At 41.7% G+C, this 23,282-nt stretch carries 22 protein-coding genes and 1 pseudogene; 4 read left to right on the forward strand and 19 right to left on the reverse strand.

Annotated elements, in window-relative coordinates; genetic code table 11:
• Nucleotides 1-3 precede the first annotated feature (3 nt).
• A complete protein-coding gene (gene gyrA, locus PW220_RS05790) occupies nt 4-2,454 on the reverse strand; it encodes a DNA gyrase subunit A (RefSeq protein WP_248055203.1) in 2,451 nt (816 codons plus the stop codon).
• A gap of 187 nt (nt 2,455-2,641) precedes the next feature.
• Between gyrA and PW220_RS05795 the strand changes: the two genes are divergently transcribed.
• A complete protein-coding gene (locus tag PW220_RS05795) occupies nt 2,642-3,625 on the forward strand; it encodes an L-lactate dehydrogenase (RefSeq protein WP_105117931.1) in 984 nt (327 codons plus the stop codon).
• 37 nt (nt 3,626-3,662) lie between these two features.
• Here the strand turns inward: PW220_RS05795 and PW220_RS05800 are convergent, their stop codons facing one another.
• Nucleotides 3,663-4,196 carry a dihydrofolate reductase family protein gene (locus PW220_RS05800; protein ID WP_248055196.1) on the reverse strand — a complete coding sequence of 178 codons (534 nt, stop codon included), beginning with the start codon at nt 4,194-4,196 and terminating at the stop codon, nt 3,663-3,665.
• Nucleotides 4,197-4,637: 441 nt separating this feature from the next.
• Here PW220_RS05800 and PW220_RS05805 point away from each other — a divergent pair.
• Nucleotides 4,638-5,866 (forward strand): annotated as a pseudogene (locus PW220_RS05805) (ISL3 family transposase).
• A gap of 41 nt (nt 5,867-5,907) precedes the next feature.
• On the opposite strand, the gene PW220_RS05810 reads toward PW220_RS05805, so the two are convergent.
• The 8 genes from PW220_RS05810 to PW220_RS05845 all read right to left on the reverse strand — a co-directional run bounded on the left by PW220_RS05810 (nt 5,908) and on the right by PW220_RS05845 (nt 13,655).
• Nucleotides 5,908-6,861: an ABC transporter permease gene (locus PW220_RS05810; RefSeq protein WP_105117933.1), complete on the reverse strand. Its 954-nt coding sequence runs from the start codon at nt 6,859-6,861 to the stop codon at nt 5,908-5,910.
• Between the two features lies 1 nt (nt 6,862).
• Nucleotides 6,863-7,924 carry an ABC transporter permease gene (locus tag PW220_RS05815; RefSeq protein ID WP_248055194.1) on the reverse strand — a complete coding sequence of 354 codons (1,062 nt, stop codon included), beginning with the start codon at nt 7,922-7,924 and terminating at the stop codon, nt 6,863-6,865.
• The gene (locus PW220_RS05820) at nt 7,917-9,452 is read right to left on the reverse strand and encodes an ABC transporter ATP-binding protein (protein WP_248032937.1); all 1,536 of its coding nucleotides are present in this window, start codon (nt 9,450-9,452) and stop codon (nt 7,917-7,919) included. Before PW220_RS05820 ends, PW220_RS05815 begins: the two co-directional genes overlap by 8 nt.
• Before the next feature lie 136 nt (nt 9,453-9,588).
• Entirely contained in the window at nt 9,589-10,656 is a 1,068-nt protein-coding gene (locus tag PW220_RS05825) for a BMP family lipoprotein (RefSeq protein WP_172091498.1), read from the reverse strand.
• A gap of 81 nt (nt 10,657-10,737) precedes the next feature.
• A complete protein-coding gene (locus tag PW220_RS05830) occupies nt 10,738-11,127 on the reverse strand; it encodes a cytidine deaminase (protein ID WP_105117936.1) in 390 nt (129 codons plus the stop codon).
• Nucleotides 11,114-11,776: a deoxyribose-phosphate aldolase gene (gene deoC, locus PW220_RS05835; RefSeq protein WP_105117937.1), complete on the reverse strand. Its 663-nt coding sequence runs from the start codon at nt 11,774-11,776 to the stop codon at nt 11,114-11,116. The genes PW220_RS05830 and deoC overlap by 14 nt, the downstream gene beginning before the upstream one ends.
• A 14-nt stretch (nt 11,777-11,790) precedes the next feature.
• Nucleotides 11,791-13,068 (reverse strand): pyrimidine-nucleoside phosphorylase, encoded by a 1,278-nt coding sequence (locus tag PW220_RS05840; protein WP_105117938.1) that lies wholly within the window; start codon nt 13,066-13,068, stop codon nt 11,791-11,793.
• Nucleotides 13,065-13,655: a class I SAM-dependent methyltransferase gene (locus PW220_RS05845; protein WP_105117939.1), complete on the reverse strand. Its 591-nt coding sequence runs from the start codon at nt 13,653-13,655 to the stop codon at nt 13,065-13,067. Before PW220_RS05845 ends, PW220_RS05840 begins: the two co-directional genes overlap by 4 nt.
• Before the next feature lie 112 nt (nt 13,656-13,767).
• On the opposite strand from PW220_RS05845, the gene coaA reads away from it, so the two are divergent.
• Together coaA and rpsT are read left to right on the forward strand one after the other, a co-directional pair.
• The gene (gene coaA / locus PW220_RS05850) at nt 13,768-14,688 is read left to right on the forward strand and encodes a type I pantothenate kinase (RefSeq protein ID WP_105114818.1); all 921 of its coding nucleotides are present in this window, start codon (nt 13,768-13,770) and stop codon (nt 14,686-14,688) included.
• A gap of 58 nt (nt 14,689-14,746) precedes the next feature.
• Nucleotides 14,747-14,995 carry a 30S ribosomal protein S20 gene (gene rpsT, locus PW220_RS05855; RefSeq protein ID WP_012027069.1) on the forward strand — a complete coding sequence of 83 codons (249 nt, stop codon included), beginning with the start codon at nt 14,747-14,749 and terminating at the stop codon, nt 14,993-14,995.
• A gap of 46 nt (nt 14,996-15,041) precedes the next feature.
• On the opposite strand, the gene PW220_RS05860 is transcribed toward rpsT, so the two are convergent.
• The 9 genes from PW220_RS05860 to pstC form a co-directional block, all read right to left on the reverse strand.
• On the reverse strand, nt 15,042-16,271 hold the full coding sequence (locus PW220_RS05860) for a transglutaminase domain-containing protein (protein ID WP_248055192.1): 1,230 nt from the start codon (nt 16,269-16,271) through the stop codon (nt 15,042-15,044).
• 170 nt (nt 16,272-16,441) lie between these two features.
• On the reverse strand, nt 16,442-17,824 hold the full coding sequence (locus tag PW220_RS05865; protein ID WP_248055191.1) for a sensor histidine kinase: 1,383 nt from the start codon (nt 17,822-17,824) through the stop codon (nt 16,442-16,444).
• Entirely contained in the window at nt 17,817-18,488 is a 672-nt protein-coding gene (locus PW220_RS05870; RefSeq protein WP_105117942.1) for a response regulator transcription factor, read from the reverse strand. The genes PW220_RS05865 and PW220_RS05870 overlap by 8 nt, the downstream gene beginning before the upstream one ends.
• A gap of 141 nt (nt 18,489-18,629) precedes the next feature.
• Nucleotides 18,630-19,058 carry a hypothetical protein gene (locus tag PW220_RS05875; protein ID WP_248055189.1) on the reverse strand — a complete coding sequence of 143 codons (429 nt, stop codon included), beginning with the start codon at nt 19,056-19,058 and terminating at the stop codon, nt 18,630-18,632.
• Between the two features lie 146 nt (nt 19,059-19,204).
• On the reverse strand, nt 19,205-19,861 hold the full coding sequence (phoU, locus tag PW220_RS05880; RefSeq protein WP_105117944.1) for a phosphate signaling complex protein PhoU: 657 nt from the start codon (nt 19,859-19,861) through the stop codon (nt 19,205-19,207).
• 27 nt (nt 19,862-19,888) lie between these two features.
• Nucleotides 19,889-20,647, reverse strand: coding sequence for a phosphate ABC transporter ATP-binding protein PstB (gene pstB, locus PW220_RS05885; RefSeq protein ID WP_171998850.1), 759 nt, complete (start codon nt 20,645-20,647; stop codon nt 19,889-19,891).
• A gap of 11 nt (nt 20,648-20,658) precedes the next feature.
• Nucleotides 20,659-21,462 (reverse strand): phosphate ABC transporter ATP-binding protein PstB, encoded by an 804-nt coding sequence (gene pstB / locus PW220_RS05890; protein WP_172091490.1) that lies wholly within the window; start codon nt 21,460-21,462, stop codon nt 20,659-20,661.
• A 24-nt stretch (nt 21,463-21,486) separates the two neighbouring features.
• Nucleotides 21,487-22,374: a phosphate ABC transporter permease PstA gene (gene pstA, locus PW220_RS05895; protein ID WP_044758719.1), complete on the reverse strand. Its 888-nt coding sequence runs from the start codon at nt 22,372-22,374 to the stop codon at nt 21,487-21,489.
• Nucleotides 22,364-23,281 (reverse strand): phosphate ABC transporter permease subunit PstC, encoded by a 918-nt coding sequence (pstC, locus tag PW220_RS05900; protein ID WP_029176378.1) that lies wholly within the window; start codon nt 23,279-23,281, stop codon nt 22,364-22,366. Before pstC ends, pstA begins: the two co-directional genes overlap by 11 nt.
• Nucleotide 23,282 lies beyond the last annotated feature (1 nt).

Raw genomic sequence — 23,282 nt, forward strand, 5'->3', positions numbered from 1 at the left:
GAACTACTCCTGCTCTTCTTCAGTCTTAGCATCTGCAGCATCTACCAGTGCAAATGTCATAATTTTTGCCTCATCATTTAGACGCATGACCTTGACACCCATGGTTGAACGACCAGTTTGGGAAATATTGGCAACACTTGTACGAATAATCACACCTGTATCGGTAATGACCATAATGTCCTCATCACCAGATACCGTTGTCAAACCAGCCAGAGATCCATTTTTCTCAGCAACTTTGAGGGTCCTAATCCCCTTACCACCACGGCCTTTGGTAGGATATTCGCTGGCTGGTGTTCGCTTACCAAAACCTTTTTCTGTCAAGACAAGGACTTCTTGTTCATCTGAAATCATGGTCGCACCAACCAACTGATCTCCCTCACGTAAATTGATACCACGAACACCCGTTGCAGTACGCCCCATATTTCGAACATCTGTTTCTGTAAAGCGAACAGAGTAACCAAATTTGGTTCCCATGATAATATCCGCCTGACCATTTGTCAAGAAGACGTTAATCAATTCATCATCTTCTTTCAAGTTCAAGGCCTTAAGACCACTTTGACGGATATTGCCAAATTCTGAAACACTGGTCCGTTTGACAACACCCTGACGGGTTGCGAAGAAGAGATAACTGTCTGCTTCCTGGTCCTTGGTCACGTTGATGATGGTCTGGATTGCTTCATTTTCTTCTAGCTTGAGCAAGTTGACAACTGGCAATCCCTTAGCCGTACGGCCATACTCTGGGATTTCATACCCCTTCAAACGATAAACACGACCTTTATTGGTAAAGAACAAGAGGCGGTCATGGGTGCTAGTCGAAACCAACTCACGCACAAAATCATCGTCCTTGACACCTGTTCCTTGAACACCACGTCCTCCGCGTTTCTGAGCCTGGAATTCATCCTGAGCCAAACGTTTTATGTATCCTTGATTTGACAGGGTAATCAAGACATCTGTTTCCTCAATCAAGTCCTCATCTTCAAGAGAAAGAACTTCTCCGACCATCAATTCTGTACGACGTGGGTCAGCGTATTTGCGTTTGACCTCATCTAATTCTTCCTTGATAATGGTCACAACACGCTCTGGTTTGGCCAAAATATCAGCCAAATCAGCAATCAAGGCAATCAGCTCATCATATTCAGACTGAATTTTGTCACGTTCCAAGCCTGTCAATCGACGGAGGCGCATATCAAGAATAGCCTGGCTCTGACGTTCAGAAAGCTCAAATTTCTCCATCAACTCAGCCTGGGCAATAGCATCTGTTTCTGAATTACGGATAATGCGAATGACCTCATCAATGTGGTCAAGGGCAATCAGCAAGCCTTCCAAGATATGAGCACGCGCTTCTGCTTTTTCTTTATCGAATTGCGTACGACGAGTGACTACTTCCTTCTGGTGTTCAATATAGGATTCTAAAATCTGACGGACAGAAAGAATTTTCGGCACCCCGTTTTGGATGGCCAACATATTGAAACTGAAATTAGTCTGCAACTGAGTTTGCTTGAAGAGATTATTCAAAATAACATTGGCAGAAGCATCGCGACGAACTTCGATGACAAATCGCACACCCTCGCGGTTGGATTCATCACGAACAGCTGTAATCCCATCGATACGCTTCTCTTGCACCAATTTGACAATATGCTCTTGTACCTTGGACTTGTTAACCATGTATGGAAACTCAGTAACGACAATGCGCTCACGGCCGTTTCCATACTCTTCAATCTCCGTACGAGAACGAAGGGTAATAGAGCCTTTCCCTGTTTCATAGGCACGGTGAATACCAGATTTGCCCATGACCAAGGCACCAGTCGGAAAGTCTGGCCCAGGAAGGACTTCCATGATTTCACGAGTTGTTACCTCTGGATTGTCCATCACCAGCTTCACAGCTTCGATGGTTTCGCCCAGGTTATGTGGCGGAATATTGGTTGCCATACCAACGGCAATACCAGTCGTACCATTGACCAAAAGGTTAGGGAAGCGAGCCGGTAGAACTTCTGGCTCACGCTCACTGGCATCATAGTTGTCCGCAAAGTTTACCGTGTTCTTGTTAATATCACGGAGCATTTCCAGAGCAATCTTGCTCATACGAGCCTCTGTATAACGCTGAGCAGCAGCTCCGTCACCGTCCATAGAACCGAAGTTTCCGTGGCCATCAACTAGCATATGGCGGTAGCTCCACCACTGCGCCATACGTACCATAGCTTCATATATGGCACTATCCCCGTGCGGATGGTATTTACCCATAACATCCCCTGTAATACGGGCAGATTTCTTATGGGGTTTATCTGGTGTAATCCCTAACTCATTCATTCCGTACAAAATACGGCGATGAACAGGCTTGAGACCATCACGCACATCTGGCAAAGCACGTGAAACGATAACACTCATCGCATAGTCGATGAAGGAAGATTTCATCTCATTGGTCAGGTTTACCGTTACTAAGTTTTTATCTTGCATCTTATGCCTCTTTCAACAGTCATTGTGCCTCTATTATACCATATTTTACGACAAAACTCTTTATTGAAAACTATCATGTAAACATTTTCAAAGTCCCTTTCACAAGTGACAAAATGTATAAAAAGTGCTAGAATGGTAGATGGTTGGGATGATATCATCCCCAAATAAAACTAAGGAGATGTTTAGAATGACTGCAACTAAACAACACAAAAAAGTTATCCTTGTCGGTGATGGTGCCGTAGGTTCAGCTTATGCTTATGCCCTTGTTAACCAAGGTATCGGTCAAGAATTGGGTATCATCGATATCAATAAAGACCGTACACAAGGTGACGCAGAAGATTTGAGCCACGCATTGGCCTTCACTTCACCTAAAAAAATCTACTCTGCTGAGTACTCAGATGCTCACGATGCAGACCTAGTTGTTTTGACAGCTGGTTTGCCACAAAAACCAGGTGAAACTCGTCTTGAATTGGTAGAGAAAAACCTTCGTATCAACCAACAAATCGTTTCTGAAATCGTTAAATCTGGTTTCAACGGTATCTTCCTTGTTGCTGCTAACCCAGTTGACGTATTGACTTACTCAACTTGGAAATTCTCAGGATTCCCTAAAGAGCGCGTTATCGGTTCAGGTACTTCTCTTGACTCAGCTCGCTTCCGTCATGCTTTGGCTGAAAAAATCGGTATCGACGCACGTTCTGTCCATGCTTACATCATGGGTGAACACGGTGACTCTGAATTTGCGGTATGGTCACACGCTAACGTTGCTGGTGTGAAATTGTATGATTGGTTGCAAGACAACCGCGACATCGATGAGCAAGGTCTTGTTGACTTGTTCGTATCTGTCCGTGATGCTGCTTACTCTATCATCAACAAAAAAGGTGCTACTTACTACGGTATCGGTGTTGCTCTTGCTCGTATCACAAAAGCAATCTTTGACGATGAAAATGCAGTTCTTCCATTGTCAGTATACCAAGCTGGTCAATATAAGGGTGTTGAAGATGTCTTCATCGGTCAACCAGCTATCATCGGTGCACACGGTATCGTTCGTCCAGTAAACATTCCATTGAACGACTCAGAATTGCAAAAAATGCAAGCTTCTGCTAAGCAATTGAAAGACATCATTGATGATGCCTTTGCTAATCCAGAAATTGCTGCTGGTGTTAAAAACTAAGTAGACTAAAAAGGTGAACCATTGGTCCACCTTTTTTCTATTTTCGTATATCATACCGTAACATGGCAATGCCATCGGTTACTGTAGACTCTACTAAAATCAATTTCTGCTCTTTAGTCAGGCCATCAAAAAGTGAAATACCCTCACCTAAGATTATTGGAATAATCCCAATAATGAAATGGTCAATCACTCCAGCTTCTAGACAGGTTTGAACCAAGCTAGCACCACCAAAAAGCCAGATATCACCACCTTCTTCTGCTCGCAATTGCTCGATTTCTGCAACAATGTCCTTTACAAATCGTACATTGTTATAGTTAGCATATTCAGAACGACTGGCAATAATAAACTGCTTTTCCTGATATCCCTCAATCATCTCCAGAGGGCAATCTTCCAATGATTTTCGCCCCATGATGACCGTATCACAGCTACTGAAAAATGCAGGATTATCGAATTGCAAGGTAGTGTCATATTTATCTGTACCATGCCCCTCTATCCAATCATAACTCCCGTCTGTTCGAGCGATATAACCGTCTAAACTCATTGCAATATTCAAAACTAGGTGTCTAGCCATAACTTTCCTCCTCACATATTCTCGAGTAACCAAGTATAACATAAAAATCTATATTAGGCAGAAGATGGATTTTAATTTCGAGCAAAAAGTGTCATCTATGCTGCCAGACTAGTTTGCCTTATGATTTTCAAGCTCATGATAAAAAGGTCCACTGGACCTTTACTCGCCTTCGAATTTTCATGCTCGTGAAAAAACAACCCGTCGGGGTTGTTATTCGCTCTCCAGTTTTCAAGCTCATGATAAAAAGGTCCACTGGACCTTTACTCGCCTTCGAATTTTCATGCTCGTGAAAAAACAACCCGTCGGGGTTGTTTTTTGGCTCTATAATTTCTGTAGTGGGTAAAACCACCATGGAGATTGTGGAGCCTTTTGGAGTGTAGAAAAAAGTCCCATATGACCTATAATGAAAAGCGACTAAACAACTCATTAGAAAGGGTTCATATGGAACAACTAAATCTTATCACAAATTTTCTCAGAATTAAAGACAAAAATATTACTATCTCTAATGAATATGACCTGGGAACTCACTTAGAACTCCACGGTCACTTGGATTACACAGCCCCTAAATGTCCCTCCTGTAAGGGACAAATGGCAAAATACGATTTCCAGAAAGCCTCTAAGATCCCCTACCTAGAAACAGCTGGTTTCCCACTGCTTATCCGTCTTCGAAAGCGTCGCTTCAAGTGTAAAGATTGCGGAAAAATAGCGGTCGCTGAAACTCCTCTTGTCAAGAAGAACCACCAAATCTCCGTCGCTGTTAACCAGAAGATTGCTCAATTACTCATCGAAAATCAAGCAATGACACATATTGCACACAGGCTATCTATCTCAACCTCATCAGTTATGAGAAAGCTTAATGAGTTCAAGTTTGAAACAGATTGGAATACCTTACCTGAGGTGATGAGCTGGGATGAATATGACTTCAAGAAGGGGAAAATGAGCTTTATCGCTCAAGATTTCAACTCCCTAAATGTCATAACTATTCTGGACGGAAGAGCACAAGCAACCATCCGAAACCACTTTCTACGCTATCCTAGAAAGGTTAGAAATCAAGTCAAAGTCATTACCATAGATATGTTTAGTCCTTACTACAAATTGGCTAGACAGCTATTTCAAAACGCCAAGATTGTTCTGGACCGCTTTCACATTGTGCAGCACTTTAGCCGTGCTATGAACCGCGTTCGTATTCTAATTATGAATCAATTCGACAGAAAATCGCAGGAATACCGATCCTTGAAACGCTACTGGAAACCTCGCTTTCTTATTTCTAGGCTCAGGCTAAATCAGTCCACCGGACTGATTTACTTCAATAAGATAGCCGTAAACTCAGCGATAAATGATTCTATCGCCCTATGTTTCGCATGCACTTGACTAACAAGGAAATTCTAGAAAAACTCAGTTCATTTCTTTGACCTTATCGAACAGGAAATAGCCAATGTTGATCCTATTTCCAGACGGTATTTAAGACATTTCTAAAGGATAAAGAAAAGGTTTTAAACGCCATGGAATTGCCTTATTCCAACGCCAAACTGGAAGCTACCAACAATCTCATCAAAATCATTAAGAGAAATGCTTTTGGTTTCAGGAACTTTGAAAACTTTAAAAAACGGATTTTGATTGCTTTGAACATAAAGAAAGAGAGAACGAATTTCGTCCTCTCTAGGTGTTAGCTTTTCATCTACCCACTACAGTTGACAAAGAGCCTGTTTTTTTACTTCGATTTAATATAGTTAACGCCGTCGGCTTTTGGTGCTACTGCTTTTCCGAAGAAGGCAGAGAGGGCAACGACTGTGATTAGATAAGGCGCGATTTGTAGATATACTGTCGGAATATCTTTCAAACCTGGAAGCTGACTTCCAACTACTGCCAAACTTTGAGATAATCCAAAGAAAAGACTAGCTAACATGGCACCAATTGGGTTCCACTTACCAAAGATAACGGCAGCCAAGGCAATGAAACCTGAGCCAACGATTGTTGTTGCTGAGAAGTTGATGTTTACGGATTGGGCACTTACTGCACCACCAACACCACCAAGGAAACCAGCAATCAGTACACCTGCGTAACGCATAGCATAAACATTGATACCAAGTGTATCAGCTGCTTGTGGGTGCTCACCAACTGAGCGAAGACGAAGTCCAAACTTAGTTTTATAAAGAATAAACCATGCAAGGAATGCAGTTGCGATAGCAACATAGCCCATCAAACTCGTATTCTTAAAGAAAATATCTCCAATAACCGGAATATCAGCCAATACTGGAAATGAAAACTTACCAAATGACTGAGTAATACTGTCAGTTTGTCCCTTGTTATAGATAACTTTGACAAGGAAGACACCCAAGGCTGGAGCTAGAAGGTTCAACACTGTACCAGATACGACGTGGTCTGCACGGAAGTTAATGGTAGCCATAGCATGAACTGCTGCAAATAGAACTCCAGCTAAACCACCAACTAGAATTGCTAACAAAGGAGTTGCTTTTCCAAAGGTTTCAGCAAATTCAATGTTGAAAACAACGCCAGCAAAGGCACCGATAACCATAATTCCCTCCAAACCAACGTTTACGATACCGCCACGTTCAGAGAAGACACCACCAAGACTGGTAAAAATCAGGGGTGCTGAGTAGATTAACATCTGCGAAATGAGTAAGGCAAGAATGGAAATATTCATCTTATTTCGCTCCTTTCGCTTTATTTTTTGCTTTAAGCAATTGCTCAAAGATAAATTTCACACCGATAAAGAAGATGATAGACGCTGTAACAACGTTAATCAATTCAGGTGGAATTTGGGCACGAACCATACCTGGTGCCCCAACAGAGAGAACACCAAATAGGAAGGCTGCCAATGGGATACCAAGCGGTGAGTTTGAAGCCAAGAGGGCAACAGACATACCGTTGAAACCAATATCCAAATTACCACTTTGAATGTAGACATTTTGGAAGGTACCAAGACCCTGGATAGCACCAGCAAGACCCGCAAGGGCACCTGAGATAACCATTGAAAGAATGATGGTACGTTTAGCTGACATACCTGCGTAGTCGGAGGCCGTTGGATTCAAACCAACCGAACGGATTTCAAAACCGAGAGTTGTTTTAGTTAACAAGAACCAGATTACAAGGACGGCAATGATGGCAAAGAAGATACCCAAGTTCATCCGTGAATTGTCAGTCAAAGCGCGAAGCCATTCTGTCTGGTAAGAAGCATTGGCTGAAACGTTGATCGTCGAATCCGTATTCTTCATCAAATCATCGGCAAATATTTCACGAATGATATAGTTACATGAGTAAAGCAAGATGTAGTTCATCATGATTGTGACGATAACTTCACTGGTACCAAGATAGGCACGCAAGATACCTGGAATGGAACCAGCTATACCACCGGCAATCATAGCGATGATGACTGTCGCTAAAATAAGAACTGGACGGGGCAAATCTGGATTTGACAAGGCAAACCAGCCTGCGAATACCCAGCCCACATAGGCTTGACCAGGCAAACCGACGTTGAAGAAACCAGCACGGCTAGCCACTGCGAAACCTAAAGCGGTAAAAATCAGTGGTGCCATAGCACGGAAAATCTCACCGATTGATTTTACATTACCAAAAGCTGAATAGAATAGTTCTTCGTAGCCCCAAATTGGGTCATAACCGAAGACAAGCATGATAATGGCACCTAACAACAGACCAGAAAATACTGCCAAAAATGGAAGGGCCACATTGTGATATTTCTTAGGCATGACTTTCTCCCTTCTCTAATTTTCCACCTGCCATCAAGACACCCAACTCCTGCTTGTTTGTCGTCGCAGGATCGACGATACCATGGATAGTACCGTCATGGATAACAGCAATGCGGTCTGAAACATCCAAAATTTCATCCAATTCAAAGCTGACAACAAGAACTGCCTTGCCCTTGTCACGCTCTGCAATCAAACGTTTACGAATGTACTCGATAGCGCCAACGTCCAAACCACGAGTTGGTTGGCTAACGATGAGAAGATCTGGGTTACGGTCAATTTCACGGGCGATAATGGCTTTCTGCTGGTTACCACCTGACAAGGCCTTAGAAGGAACTAATTCACTAGCACCACGCACATCGAACTCTTCCATTAGCTGACGTGCCTTTTCATTGATAATATTGTAATTCAGAATACCATTCTTAGAGTTTGGCTCTTTATAATATGTCTGCAAAGCAATATTTTCTGCAACAGACATTTGCAAAACCAAACCATCACGATGACGGTCTTCAGGAACGTGGCTGACCTGCATCTCAGTGATTTTACGAGGTGTTTTACCAACAACTTCCTCACCCTTGATGGTAATGGAACCTGATTTAACCTTACGCAAACCTGTAATGGCTTGGATAAGCTCACTCTGTCCATTTCCATCGATACCAGCAATACCAACTACTTCTCCAGCTCGAACTTCAAGATTAAGACCTTTAACTGCCGGAATGCCACGGTTTTCGTTTACTACCAAATCCTTGATAGATAGGATAACCTCCTTTGGATTTGAGGCGATTTTTTCTGTTTTGAAAGATACAGAACGTCCAACCATCCACTCAGCCAAGTCTTCATTGGTTGCACCCGCGACATCAACTGTTTCAATAGATTTACCACGACGAATAACGGTTACACGATCCGCAACGGCACGAATTTCATCCAGTTTGTGAGTAATCAGGATGATGGACTTGCCTTCTTCAATCAATTTCTTCATGATTTTGAGAAGCTCTGCTATTTCCGCAGGAGTCAAAACAGCCGTTGGCTCGTCAAAAATCAAGAGGTCTGCACCACGATAGAGGGTCTTCAAAATCTCTACGCGCTGTTGAGCTCCGACAGAAATATCTGCTACTTTAGCTGTCGGATCAACTTCTAGGCCGTAACGCTCGGACAATTCTTTGATTTCAGCAATGGCTTTTTTGAGGTCAATCACACCTGCCTTGGTTGTTTCTGAACCAAGAATGATATTTTCAGCAACTGTGAAAGCATCAACCAGCATAAAGTGCTGGTGCACCATACCAATACCTAAATGGGCAGCTTTAGAAGGTGAGTCAATTGATACAACCTCACCGTTAATTGCAATTTCTCCGCTGGTAGGCTCCAAAAGACCTGCCAACATATTCATAAGAGTTGATTTACCAGCACCATTTTCACCGAGAAGGGCGTGGATTTCACCTCGTCTGACATGTAAGTTGATGTGGTCATTTGCTACAAATTCACCAAAAATCTTGGTAATATTGCGCATTTCAATGACATTATCCCTAGTCATAATCTTCTTCCTTTCTGACGATCATTTTTGTCAGTAAAACCTACCAGCTTCTGATAGGCTTTACTGAGAAAAATTCTCAGCTCCGAAAAGGGCGACCGATTTCAGCCGCCGCTTCGGAAAATGCTAATTCAAAAGATTAGTTTTCTGGAGTTTCTGGAACTTCAACCTTACCATCGATGATTGCTTGTTTCGCTTCAGCGATAGCTTTTGAAGCATCTTCTGAAAGGTTGGTTTCAGCCAATTCTACACCTTTATCCGCAAGCGAGAATTGAACTACAGTACCACCAGGGAATTCTCCTGCAACAGCTTTTGTTGCGATATCTTTAACAGCAGTACCAACCTCTTTGATTGTAGAAGCCAATACGAAGTTAGAAGCTTTGCCATCTTTAGATGTGTACTCACCCTCTGCAGATTGGTCACGGTCAACACCGATTACCCAAACTTTATCAGCTTCGTTACGAGTTTCGTTTTCAGCTTTTGCAGCAGCAAATACACCGTTACCTGTACCACCTGATGCGTGGAAGATTACGTCAGCACCTGCAGCGTATTGAGCAGCAGCAAGTGTTTGACCCTTAGCAGCATCACCAAATGAGCCAGCGTAGTCAACTGTTACTTTGATAGATGGGTTAACAGATTTAGCACCTGCTACGAAACCAGCTTCAAAGCGGTCGATTACGACACCTTCCATACCACCGATGAAACCAACGTGGTTAGATTTTGTTGATTTAGCAGCTGCAACACCTGCCAAGTATGATGCTTGGTGGTCAGCAAAACCAACGCTAACAACGTTGTCAAGGTCTGGTACAACAGAGTCAACGATTACATAATGAGTATCTGTGTTGTTTGGAGCAACTTCAGCAATTGCAGATTCCAAGGCGAAACCGATACCAAATACAAGGTTGTATCCACCTGAAACAGCTGAATCAAGGTTCGTTACATAGTCAGATTCGCTAGCTGATTGGAAATAGTCATAGCCATTACCTTTTTCAAGACCAGCTTCTTTACCCCATGCAGTCAAACCTTCCCAAGCTGATTGGTTGAATGAACGGTCATCAACACCACCGATATCAGTAACGATCGCAGCTTTTACTGATGACTCAGCAGTTTCGCTACTTGATGAGCTATTTGATGTACGGCTACCGCAGGCAGCAAGAGTAAGTGCTGCAAGTGATACAACACCCAAACCAACAAGTTTCTTGTTCATTTCTGAACCCTCCTAAAAAATTCTTTGGCAACATTTCGTTGCAATGATAAATGGTTTCAGTCTAACGACTGGCTTACAAACTTAGGTCAAGTCTGTAAAAGAATATGGAAGTAATTCCCCGACTGTCATCTCGACTGTCGATTTATCTTTAGCGACCAAGGTCACTTTTAGATCCTGTTCAAAAAATTCTGCCATCACTTGACGACAAGCCCCACAAGGGGAGATTGGCTTTTCTGTTTCACCATAAATGACGATTTCAGAAAAATCAAGAACCCCCTCGGAAACAGCCTTAAAGATTGCTGTTCTTTCCGCACAATTGGTAAGACCAAAGCTAGCGTTTTCGATATTTACTCCTGTAAATATTTGACCATCTTTAGCAACCAAGACTGCACTTACTGGGAAGTGGGAATAGGGAACATAGGCCTGACGGCTATTTTCTACAACCAAATCAATCAGTTTAGTAGTCGCCATCCGCCTTTTCTCCCTTCATGATTGCAACACCTGATGAAGCACCAATACGAGTTGCACCTGCTTCAATGAAGGCAATTGCATCTTCATAAGAACGAGCACCACCTGAAGCCTTGACACCCATATCTGGTCCAACCGTTTTTCTCATGAGTGCAACGTCTTCAACAGTTGCACCACCTGTTGAGAAGCCTGTTGAAGTTTTGACAAAATCTGCACCCGCTTCTTTTGACAATTGGCAAGCTTTTACTTTTTCCTCTTCTGTCAAGAGGCAGGTTTCGATAATCACTTTGACCAGCTTATCACCGCTAGCAGCCACTACAGCCTGAATATCTTCTAAGACCAATTCATCGTTTTTAGACTTCAAAGCACCGATATTGATGACCATATCAATTTCATCAGCACCGTTTTCAATAGCATCTTTGGTTTCAAAGGCTTTAACAGCTGGTGTGTTTGCACCCAAAGGGAAGCCGATGACGGTACAAACTTTTACGTCACTATCCTTCAATTCTTGGGCTGCGTAGGCTACCCAAGTTGGATTGACACAGACACTAGCAAAGTCATATTCTTTGGCTTCTGCCAAAATCTGAGCAACCTGTTCTTTAGTGGTTTCTGGCTTTAAAATGGTATGATCGATATATTTATTAAGTTTCATACTTTCTCCGTACATTATGAAATAATCTCGATGATTTCTTTCGTTTTTACACTTACTTTATCTATTTTAACATTTTTCTTGAAATTTGTAAGCATATTTTCCGAAATATTTTCATTTGCGTAAATTGTTGCGATTTTTTCACCCTCGGCAATCGCTTCTCCGACTTTCTTATGGAAGACAATTCCTGTTTCATAGTCCAAATCGTCTGTCTTAACAGCCCGACCAGCACCAATTCTCATAGCAAATAGTCCGAATTCCAAAGCAGGAAGTCCAACGATGTAACCATCTTCATCAGAGAGTACGTCAACCTGATTAGAAACTTGAACCGGACGGTACAAGTCTTCCAAATCTCCGCCCTGAGCTACAACCATTTCTTCAAATTTCTTGAGGGCTGCTCCGTTTTCAATATGCTGGCAAACTTCTTCAACCGTTTTTTCAACGTTTGCTAAACTGAGCATGATTTGAGCCAATTCACAGATAAATTCTGTCACATCTGCTCTGCCATTTCCCTGAAGAATTTCCAAGGCTTCCAAAATTTCCAAGCGATTACCAATTGAGGTACCTACTGGCTGGGACATATCCGTCAAGACGGCTACTGTCTTGCGACCAACAGCTTTTCCAAGGTCAACCATGGTTCGTGCCAGAACACGCGCATCTTCGATGTTTTTCATGAAGGCACCTTCGCCAACCGTTACATCGAGAAGAATAGCGTCCGCACCAGCCGCAATCTTTTTAGACATGACCGAACTTGCAATCAAAGGAATGATATCCACAGTTGCCGTCACATCGCGCAGGGCATAAAGTAATTTATCAGCCTTAACCAGATTGTCCGATTGACCGATAACAGCCACACCCGTTTCCTGAACTTGCTTGATAAAGTCTTCTTGACTTATTTCGATTTGGTATCCTTTAATGGATTCCAACTTATCAAGTGTTCCACCTGTGTGGCCCAGACCTCGACCGCTCATCTTTGCAACAGGAACACCAAAACTTGCCACAAGCGGTGCCAAAATCAAGGTAACCTTATCACCTACACCACCAGTTGAGTGCTTATCAACCTTAACACCTGCAATCGCTGAAAGATCAATTTCCTCACCCGAATGCACCATAGCCATGGTCAAGTCTGAAATCTCTCTGGTAGACATTCCTTTAAAGTAGATAGCCATAGCCAAGGCTGACATTTGGTAATCAGGTACACTGCCATCCACATAACCATCAATCAACCACTGGATTTCCTCTGTAGTCAACTCTAAACCATCTCGTTTTTTCTGAATTAAATCAACTGCTCTCATTCTTTCACACTTTCAAGGATATAGTATCCCTTATCCTTTTTAATAATCTGGCAATTTCCAAACACTTCTTCCATCCGTTTTTTAGCGCTCGGTGCCCCTTGTTTTTTCTGGATAACTATTGTTAAGCTCCCACCGTCAACCAAGTGTTCCTTGGCACCTGTAATCACTTCATGCACAACTGATTTGCCAGCTCGAATGGGAGGGTTAGAAATCACATAATCAAAACTACCCTCAACTGCTTCATAGACATCGGATTGGAAAATCGTCGCAGAAACACCATTTTTCTCAGCATTTTTCTCGGCTAGCTCTAAAGCTCTGCTATTGACATCAATCATGGTAACATTTAGGTCATAAACTTTTGCTAAGGTCAATCCCAGAGGTCCGTAGCCACAGCCTACATCCAAGAGAGTTTTTCCCTTCGCTAGTTCTAGGGAATTCAAAAGCACCTGACTTCCATAATCAACCATTTTCTTACTAAATACACCAGCATCTGTTAAGAAAGTCATAGGAGTATCCAGCAAGCTGACACGGAGTTCATGAATATCATGTGCTGCACTTGGATTCTTTTCATAATACATATTAGACATACTCCGATTATACCATTTCTTAAAAACGTTTTCAAGAGTTTTGCAAGATTGGAAAATATGATAAAATGTAAGTATTATGTAAAACGCTTACTTCTATTAGAAAGAGTAAACTATGAAGAATGAATTTTTAAATTTTGAAGAAATCGACCGAAAAACCTGGCAACAGCTCCATCGTAAGACCACTATTCCCCTGAGCCAAAAAGAGCTCAATTCAATCAAGAGTTTCAATGACCGTATCCAACTGCATGAAGTATCTGATATCTATCTACCCCTTATCAACCTTATTCATATTTATCGGAAGGCTCGAAAGGACCTCAATTTCACCAAGAGCCTCTTCCTGCAAAAATCCATCAAACCTCAGCCTTTTATTATCGGTGTTTCTGGTAGTGTGGCCGTAGGAAAATCCACCACCAGCCGCCTGCTTCAAATCCTAATCGCCCGTACCTTTAAACACGCCAAAGTTGAATTGGTCACAACAGATGGATTCCTCTATCCAAATGCCATTCTGGAAGAGCGCCAGATATTGAACAAAAAAGGATTTCCAGAGTCCTATGATATGGAAAAATTGATTGATTTCGTGGACAAGATTAAAAACGGCTACGATTGTCAAATCCCTGTCTATTCTCATGAGATTTATGACATCGTACCGGATCAGCTTCAGGAAATTAAGGCCCCTGACTTTCTGATTGTGGAGGGTATCAATGTGTTTCAAAATCCACAAAACCAACGACTTTATGTCAGTGATTATTTCGACCTGTCCATTTACGTTGATGCCGATGTGGAACATATTGAAACCTGGTACCTAGAACGTTTCCAAAAATTATTAACTCTGGCAAAGAATGATCCCAACAACTACTACCATCGTTTTACTCAGATGACCTATCCAGAAATCATTGCCATTGCCCAAAATACTTGGAAAAATATAAACCTAGCTAATTTGGAAAAGTTCATCGAACCTACCCGAAACCGTGCAGACATTATTCTCCATAAGGCTGATAACCATGAGATTGATAAAATTTATCTAAAAAAATAAATTTCACTTGTCAAAACCTATCTTTTCAGATATAATGGTATAGTTAGTACAAGAAAGGGTGGAGGTGAAACCATTGGCAAACATTAAGTCAGCTATCAAACGCGCTGAATTGAACGTTAAACAAAACGAAAAAAACTCAGCACAAAAATCAGCTATGCGTACGGCAATCAAAGCATTTGAAGCTAACCCATCTGAAGAGCTTTTCCGCGCTGCTAGCTCAGCAATCGATAAAGCAGAAACTAAAGGTTTGATTCACAAAAACAAAGCAAGCCGCGACAAAGCACGTCTTGCATCAAAACTTGCTTAATAAAAAAAGAAACCTTCGGGTTTCCTTTTTTTTTATTCTCTCATACTCACCAACCTGTCACTTCAAACGTATAGGTCTGGTTATTATAATAGTACTGATAGGTATAGACATAACCCAGGGCATCAAAGAGGGAATTGTTGTCAGTTCCAGCTAGGTTTACCATTTCCTGCAAAGCTTGCTGGTTTGAAAATTGCAGAAAAATCCTCTCTGCTCCCTGCTCTTTCTGCTGACGAACACTTTCTAAGATAGCTAGCTCATCAAAGCTTGGGAAATAGGCTCCCATCTGCATATAATAATTAAGGGAATTGTCTTGAGCAGATGGATAGGCCAAGGGCCTTGACTGAAAAGGGTATTCCTTGCCCCAGTAAGCCAGTAAATCACTATCAGCCTTTCTACTTCTATTTAAAAATTCATCCGTAACACAGAGATAGTCATAAGAAATATCTGATTTCGCTTGACCACCCATGGCTTCTTCAAAGACAGGATCACCCCAGGTCGTGTCAATACCGTAGTACTGACCGCCAATCTGAACCAGGTTCCATGCATGGCCGATTTGGTTTCCCTGCTCACTATTGGCCATTCCACTCACATAGATACAATCTATACCAGCTAATTTACATAAATACTGAAAGGTTCGACTATAGCCTGCACATACAGATTTCTGTTCAAGAAGAACACTGGTAATGCCTTGTTCTTTCCAAGAAAGACTGTCATTGGACAGGGCCTCTAAATCATAGTCAGTTTGTTTGATAATAGTTTCGTAGAAAAACTTGACCATCTCATAATCTGAACCTTTAGGAGCTTGTTCTATAATAGTTCGGGCAAGATTTTCAAGTTGCCGACTGACTTGCTCAACATCATCAGGATAGGTAGGATTTGATAAGTCTGAAAAACCAATGCCATCAACCATGGCATCCGTTAACCAATAGTATTCTGGGAAATCATTGGCAACAGAAAAATAGACACGAGTATAGGTTTCCTGGTTGACCGAATCAATCTCAATCCTGCTTTCTCTTTTTCTCAAGCCATTGACAAATTGGAGATAGGCACGCCGTTCCCTATCTGTATCCAACTCTTGAAAATAAAAATTCCCCGCTACTTCTTCCCTTAGCGCAGACAATTCTGCCTCACGTTCTTTTTTCTCCTGAACAAATTCAAATTGCAGGTCTTTTAGTTTGTCTGCAACTTGGTCAGTTGAACAAGCAGTCAAAGTGATTACCGAAAGACTGAGCAGAGTAAGTAGGGATAGTTTGCGTGCATAGAGATTGTCTTTCATGGCTCACTCCTAACAACTATTGGCTCTTGAACTAGTAAAAAGACAGATTCCAGAGCTCTTACAAATTAGTATATCATACTTGACAAAAAAGAGGAGTAGGGAAACCTGTTTAAAGGTTACCCTACTCCTCCTAGTTTATCTCATTTATTCAAGAACCAATCTTGCTTGTATTATTTAGGAAGATGAACTTCAAAAATACTCCCTTTTGGTTGATTATCTTTGACAAGAATTTGACCATTGAGGGATTTGATAATCTGTTGAGCCAAAGAAAGTCCCAGACCAAAACCACCTTTTTGGCGTGTCCGTGCCTTATCAACCCTATAAAAGCGGTCAAATATTTTCTTCTTATCTGCATCTGAGATACCTAGACCATTATCAGCTACAGCGATGGAAACATGGCGCTCCTTCATAGTAGCCGTAATGTGAATGTCACCATTCTCATCCGTGTATTTCATTGCATTATCAAATAATATCGTTAATAATTGCTTCAACAGAACCCTGTCCGTTCGGAAGGACTTTTGAATGAGATTGTTACACTTAAATTTCTTGCCATTTTCCTCAGCAATGATACGGTAGTTTTCAAACACTTCATCCAAGTAGGCAGGGCTCACCTCTACCATATCTAGCTTAAATCCATCATCACGCCGAGCAAGATTGAGCAGATTGGTCGTCAGTAGGCGCATATTTCGTACTTCTTCCAGACTAGAACCAATACTCTCACTACTGTCCAAAATCGTTGCTTCTGGATGACGGAATAGACTTTCCAAGCGATTTTGCAATACTGCTAGTGGTGTACGCAATTCGTGGCTAGCATTCTCAACAAAATCCTTTTGCTTTTGATAGCTAATTAAAATTGGTTTCATGCTGAGATTAGCCAAGTAAATACTAGCGACAATCGAAATCAACCAAGCTGAAATCATAACTACAGCTACGGTTGATTCATAAGTTCCAATAGAAGACTTTATCTGACTGACATTGACCAAAATCGTTGCGCAGGTAATATCATAGTTAGAATAATAGCCCAAATCCTCTGCGGATAATTCAACCGTGATATAACGGTAATGTTCCTCGGAACCAAATGGAGTTTCAACCGTCAACTCCTTGATTTCCCCCAACTTTTCTTTATCGACTTTCAAATCGGATAAACCTGTAAAATTATCTGGGTTCAAAAGCGCACCACTCTTGCTGTAGAGCAAAACATGGGTATTGGTGCCCAACCTCATTGGTTGATCACCTTTCTTATCCTTTGGTTGTGGATCCTCCGATGAAGCAGTAGTTGAAGAGGAATTTGTTGCAGAAGGTTGCTCACCTTCATCATGGATAATAAATTCAGAATCTGGCTCATAGGTCCGCGCAATTGCAAAACCAATCATCATAGAGGGTTCATCCTTAATCCGACTTAGTGTATCATCTGTCGTCTGATACATAGTGGAGCGCATGAGCTGAAAGATGATGGCTGTCATCAAACCAAATATCAGGGTAAATACAGCAAAATAGCGAATAAAGAAGGAAAAACTTTCCGTATTGACAATCTTTTTATATCTCTTAAACATTCTTTAGAATGTAGCCAACACTGCGAAGGGTTTGCAGATTTTCTCCGAAGGCCGTTCCTTTCAATTTTTTACGAACTTTTGACACATAAACTTCCACTACTGAAATGGTCGTATCGCTGTCAAATCCCCACAAGCGATCGAAAATCTGTGTCTTAGGTAGGATAACATTTTGATTTTGTAGGAAATAGACCAATAGTTCAAACTCTTTGCCCAGTAGTTCAACTTCTTTACCATCTACCTTTGTGGAATTAGTCGCAAGATCAACTGTCACATCACCGTAGGTCAATTGATTGTCGTTGAATTTACCTGAACGTTTAAGGAGGGCTTGAATACGCATTTTCAACTCTTCCAAATAGAAAGGCTTGGTCAAATAATCGTCCGCACCCAATTCAAATCCATGACCTTTATCTTCAAGACTTTCCTTGGCTGTTGTAATCAGAACAGGGGTTGTCACTCCTTTTTCACGCAATTCTTTCAATACTTGGAAGCCATCCTTCTCAGGCAACATCAAGTCCAAGAGAATAAGGTCATATACACCTGACTCAGCCTCGTAAATTCCTTCTTCTCCATCAAAAACCTGCATGACATCTGCAAAGTCATCCAGGAAATCAAAAACAGAGTTAGATAGACTTAAATCATCTTCTACCAACAAAATCTTTATCATATTTTTCACCTTTTTCTACTATGTAAAATCGTTCAAGGAACTAAGGAAGAACTTGAACTTTGATTTTCTGTCACTTTTATCGAGCTCACTCTGTATGACCAACAAAGCTGGGTCAATTATACCACTTTTTTCTTATTTTTCCTATTGGTTTGATGTTACGGAACTACCTGAAATTTGTGCTTTTATTTCTTTATTTTTCTCTTTTAGGGCATTGACTTCATCAGAGGAAGTATTCGACTGACTAGAACCACTTGTAACATCGGGTGGTATTGTAGCTTGATTAGGTGACATTCTATTGGTATTAGCATTGTGATCGGACGGCACTCCTCGCATTGCTCCATTTTTTCCAGGAGGCATACCTCGTAAACGACCATTAGGTGCTGGAGGTGTTTGGTTTCCAAGGATTGAATGATCTTGGTTTTGCGCCAAAGTGGCATGGCTTTGACTAGTCGCTATTCCTACACTTTTTGCAACGGACATCCCACCAGCAAATCCTACAGTGGCCGCAGTTATAGCAACCACTGCCAATACTGTTTTCGATTGCGACTTTAATAGATTGATGATTGACATGAAATCCCTCTTTTCAATTTATATTTATCAGAATAATGGTAACCATCTGATGATAAAAATAGTATAAAATGAAAAACTTAAAGCAAACTAAAGGTAGGTAGCACATTCTTATTCCATAAAAAAAGAAGTCCTTTCGGACTTCCATCTTACAATTCAGTGATGTCGCCTGTTCGTAGGTAAACAACCCACTCACAGATATTTTTAGCATAGTCACCAACACGTTCCAAGTAAGTCAACACTTGGAAATAGTCACGACCAGCAACCAAAGAATCTGGATTTTTCTTGATTTCCTCAGTTGTCAATTCTTGGATAGATGAGTAAAAACCATTGACCACTTCGTCACGTGCCGCTACTTCATAAGCACGCTCCATGTCCGCATCACCAAGGTAAAGTTCCAAGGTTTGCTCTACTAGTTGACGAACCTCGCGACCCATTTTCTTGATTTCTTCTTCAACAACAGGAATGCGAACTTCCCCCTTCATACGAATCGCAGCCTTGGCAACTGAAACAGCATGGTCACCCATACGCTCCAAGTCACTAGTAGCCTTCAAAACAGTGATAACACGACGAAGGTCTGTTGAAACAGGTTGTTGTAGGGCAATGATTTCAAGTGATTTTTTCTCTAGTTTCACTTCAAAAGCATTGATTTTCTTATCCGCTTCAATCACTTCTTTTGCTAACTCACGATCATGAGTGGTGAAAGCACGAACGGCATTATTGATTTGTGCCAACACTTCGTTACCCATGGCATAAAATTGATTATGGAGTTTGCCTAATTCTTCTTCAAACTGAGCTCTTAACATACGAACCTCTTTTCTATTTCTTACGGCCTAGCCGAATTTACCTGTGATGTAGTCCTCTGTTTCTTTACGTTTCGGACTGAGGAACATTTCTTTGGTCAAGTCATACTCGATCAAATCTCCGTCCAAGAAGAAACCAGTTCTATCTGAAATACGTGACGCTTGTTGCATCGAACGCGTTACCAAGACCATGGTATATTTGTCCTTCAAACCATAAAGCGTATCTTCAATCTTACCAGCTGAAATTGGATCAAGGGCTGATGTTGGTTCATCCAGCAAGATAATCTTTGGACTGGTTGCCAGTACACGGGCTACACAGACACGCTGCTGCTGACCACCTGACAAACCAACGGCTGAATCATGCAAGCGATCCTTAACCTCGTTCCAAATAGATGCTCCAGTCAAAGCGCGTTCAACTGTTTCATCAAGAATTTGCTTATCCTTAATACCGTTAATACGAAGACCGTAAACAACATTCTCATAGATAGACATAGGGAATGGGTTTGGTTGTTGGAAAACCATACCGATTTCCTTGCGAAGATCTACTGTATCTGTACGAGGACTGTAGATATTTTTCCCATTGTAATCAATAGCACCAGTCAAGGTCACTTCTGGGTTCAAATCGCCCATGCGGTTAATAGCACGCAAGAGAGTTGACTTACCAGAACCTGACGGACCAATCAAGGCTGTAATTTCATTTGGATAGAAATCAATTGAAACGCTATTCAAGGCCTTTTTCTTATTGTAGTAAACAGATAAATCTTTTACTTGTAAAATAGGTGATGTCATAGTTTTCCTTTCTATCCAAAGTGACCAGAAACATAGTCGTTAGTTGACTTGAGTTTTGCATTTTGGAAGATATTAGCTGTCTTGTCGTACTCGATTAAGTCGCCGAGATAGAAGAAAGCTGTGTAATCACTTGCACGGGCTGCCTGTTGCATGTTGTGCGTTACGATGATAATGGTGTAGTCTTTCTTCAACTCAAACATGGTTTCTTCCAATTGCATAGTCGCGATTGGGTCCAAGGCTGAAGCAGGTTCATCCATAAGCAAGATTTGCGGTTTTACAGAAATCGCACGAGCGATACACAAACGTTGCTGTTGTCCACCTGACAAGGTAAAGGCTGACTTGTGCAAATCATCTTTCACCTGATCCCAGAGGGCTGCTTGTTTAAGAGAAGTTTCAACGATCTCATCCAAAACTTTTTTATCTTTCACACCTGCACGCTCATGGGCAAAGGTGATGTTGCGATAAATTGATTTTGCAAATGGGTTGGGACGTTGAAATACCATTCCGATATGCTTACGAATTTCGTAAACGTTCATCTCTGGTCTGTTGATATCAATACCTTCATAAAGGATTTGGCCTGTTACCTTAGCAATGTCAATCGTATCATTCATACGATTTAGACTGCGAAGATAGGTTGATTTACCACAACCCGATGGACCAATCAAGGCTGTGATTTTATTTTTTTCGAACTGCATATCAATGCCCTTGATAGCTTCATTTTTACCATAGTAAACATGAACATCTTTTGTCGAAAGGGCAATATTTTCTTCTGGGAAAGTAATGATATGGCGTTCATTCCAGTTATAATCTGCCATTTTTTCTCCTTATAAGTCAGACTTCTAAGCTGCTGAAGTCATTTTCGCATGAAGTTTCTTACCGATATAACGAGCAGAAAGGTTGAAAATCAAGATGAATACCAAGAGGATGGCTGCTGAACCAGCTGACACTTGAGTTGCATCTGGGATTGTCCCTTCGCTGTTGACCTTCCAAATGTGAACCGCAAGGGTTTCAGATTGACGGAAGATAGAAATCGGACTCGTAACACTCAATGGATTCCAGTTTGACCAGTCAAGGGCTGGTGCTGATTGACCTGCTGTATAGATGAGGGCTGCTGCTTCACCAAAGATACGACCAGATGCCAATACAATACCTGTTACAATACCTGGAAGAGCTTCAGGAATAACTACGTGAAGAACCGTTTCCCAACGTGATAAACCAAGGGCCAAACCAGCTTCACGTTGCGTATGGTGAACGTGACGAAGGCTATCCTCAACGTTACGGGTCATCTGTGGCAGGTTAAAGACTGTCAGAGCCAAGGCTCCTGATAAGATGGAGAAACCATACTCAAACTGTACAACGAAAATCAAGTAACCAAACAAACCAACGACAACGGATGGCAGTGATGACAAAATCTCAATACAGGTACGGATGAAGTTTGTCAAAGGACCTTTCTTTGCATATTCTGCCAAGTAAATGCCTGCTCCTGTTGACAAGGGAACAGAAATCAAGAGCGTTACAACCAATAGGAAGAATGAGTTGTAGAGCTGAATTCCGATACCACCACCAGCTTTATATGAAGATGATTTGCTGGTCAAGAAATGCCAGTCAACATGTGGCAAACCACGGAGCAAGATATAGAGAATAAGTGATGTCAAAATAACAACAATCACCGTAGCGATGGAGTAAAGAATACCAGTCGCCAATTTATCAAATTTTTTAGCGTGCATAGTTTTTCTTACCCTCTCTCGTAATAAATTTCATAATCATGTTAAAGATAAGGCTCATCAAGAGCAAGACAAGGGCCAATGACCAAAGAACATTGTTTTGAACTGTTCCCATAACCGTATTACCAATACCCATGGTCAATACAGAAGTCAAGGTCGCTGCAGGCGTTGTGAGAGAAGTTGGGATAACCGCTGAGTTACCAACTACCATCTGAATCGCCAAGGCTTCACCGAAGGCACGCGCCATTCCGAAGATTACGGCCGTGAAAATACCTGGTTTAGCGGCATTCAAGATAACGCGCCAAATTGTCTGCCAACGAGTTGCACCCATTGCCAAACTTGCTTCACGGTAGTGACGAGGCACCGCACGCAAACTATCGACCGTCATAAAGGTTACTGTTGGTAAAATCATGACAAAGAGGACAAATACCCCTGACAAGATGCCAAAACCAGTACCACCGAAGATAGAACGGACAAAAGGCACAACCACTTGCAAACCAATGAAACCATATACTACTGACGGAATTCCGACTAGAAGCTCGATAACAGGTTGCAAGATCTTAGCACCACGCTTAGGTGAAATTTCTGTCATGAAAACTGCTGCACCGATAGCAATTGGTGTTGCTACGATAGCTGACAAAATCGTAACAATGAAAGAACCTGAAATCATCGGCAAAGCCCCAAAGATTTTAGAGCTTGGTTCCCACTTGCTTCCAAACAAGAAATCAGTGATGCTCACACCATCCACAAAGAAAGTCGATAAACCACGTTGCGCAACGAAAATCAAAATCATGGCAACGATAAAGACAATCAGCGATAGGCATAGGAAGGTAATGACCTTACCAAACTTCTCCAAGCGGGAGTTCTTAGACGGAGAAGATAATTCTTTAGCTAGTTGTTCGTTTTTCATG

It is taken from the genome of Streptococcus sp. 29892 (assembly GCF_032594935.1).
Taxonomy (GTDB): domain Bacteria; phylum Bacillota; class Bacilli; order Lactobacillales; family Streptococcaceae; genus Streptococcus; species Streptococcus hyiners.

Bases quoted from the DNA above. Each gene is read 5' to 3' on its own strand.
- gyrA (WP_248055203.1), bottom strand. From the start codon at position 2,454: ATGCAAGATAAAAACTTAGTAACGGTAAACCTGACCAATGAGATGAAA.
- PW220_RS05795 (WP_105117931.1), top strand. From the start codon at position 2,642: ATGACTGCAACTAAACAACACAAAAAAGTTATCCTTGTCGGTGATGGT.
- PW220_RS05800 (WP_248055196.1), bottom strand. From the start codon at position 4,196: ATGGCTAGACACCTAGTTTTGAATATTGCAATGAGTTTAGACGGTTAT.
- PW220_RS05810 (WP_105117933.1), bottom strand. From the start codon at position 6,861: ATGAATATTTCCATTCTTGCCTTACTCATTTCGCAGATGTTAATCTAC.
- PW220_RS05815 (WP_248055194.1), bottom strand. From the start codon at position 7,924: ATGCCTAAGAAATATCACAATGTGGCCCTTCCATTTTTGGCAGTATTT.
- PW220_RS05820 (WP_248032937.1), bottom strand. From the start codon at position 9,452: ATGACTAGGGATAATGTCATTGAAATGCGCAATATTACCAAGATTTTT.
- PW220_RS05825 (WP_172091498.1), bottom strand. From the start codon at position 10,656: ATGAACAAGAAACTTGTTGGTTTGGGTGTTGTATCACTTGCAGCACTT.
- PW220_RS05830 (WP_105117936.1), bottom strand. From the start codon at position 11,127: ATGGCGACTACTAAACTGATTGATTTGGTTGTAGAAAATAGCCGTCAG.
- deoC (WP_105117937.1), bottom strand. From the start codon at position 11,776: ATGAAACTTAATAAATATATCGATCATACCATTTTAAAGCCAGAAACC.
- PW220_RS05840 (WP_105117938.1), bottom strand. From the start codon at position 13,068: ATGAGAGCAGTTGATTTAATTCAGAAAAAACGAGATGGTTTAGAGTTG.
- PW220_RS05845 (WP_105117939.1), bottom strand. From the start codon at position 13,655: ATGTCTAATATGTATTATGAAAAGAATCCAAGTGCAGCACATGATATT.
- coaA (WP_105114818.1), top strand. From the start codon at position 13,768: ATGAAGAATGAATTTTTAAATTTTGAAGAAATCGACCGAAAAACCTGG.
- PW220_RS05860 (WP_248055192.1), bottom strand. From the start codon at position 16,271: ATGAAAGACAATCTCTATGCACGCAAACTATCCCTACTTACTCTGCTC.
- PW220_RS05865 (WP_248055191.1), bottom strand. From the start codon at position 17,824: ATGTTTAAGAGATATAAAAAGATTGTCAATACGGAAAGTTTTTCCTTC.
- PW220_RS05870 (WP_105117942.1), bottom strand. From the start codon at position 18,488: ATGATAAAGATTTTGTTGGTAGAAGATGATTTAAGTCTATCTAACTCT.
- PW220_RS05875 (WP_248055189.1), bottom strand. From the start codon at position 19,058: ATGTCAATCATCAATCTATTAAAGTCGCAATCGAAAACAGTATTGGCA.
- phoU (WP_105117944.1), bottom strand. From the start codon at position 19,861: ATGTTAAGAGCTCAGTTTGAAGAAGAATTAGGCAAACTCCATAATCAA.
- pstB (WP_171998850.1), bottom strand. From the start codon at position 20,647: ATGACATCACCTATTTTACAAGTAAAAGATTTATCTGTTTACTACAAT.
- pstB (WP_172091490.1), bottom strand. From the start codon at position 21,462: ATGGCAGATTATAACTGGAATGAACGCCATATCATTACTTTCCCAGAA.
- pstA (WP_044758719.1), bottom strand. From the start codon at position 22,374: ATGCACGCTAAAAAATTTGATAAATTGGCGACTGGTATTCTTTACTCC.
- pstC (WP_029176378.1), bottom strand. From the start codon at position 23,281: ATGAAAAACGAACAACTAGCTAAAGAATTATCTTCTCCGTCTAAGAAC.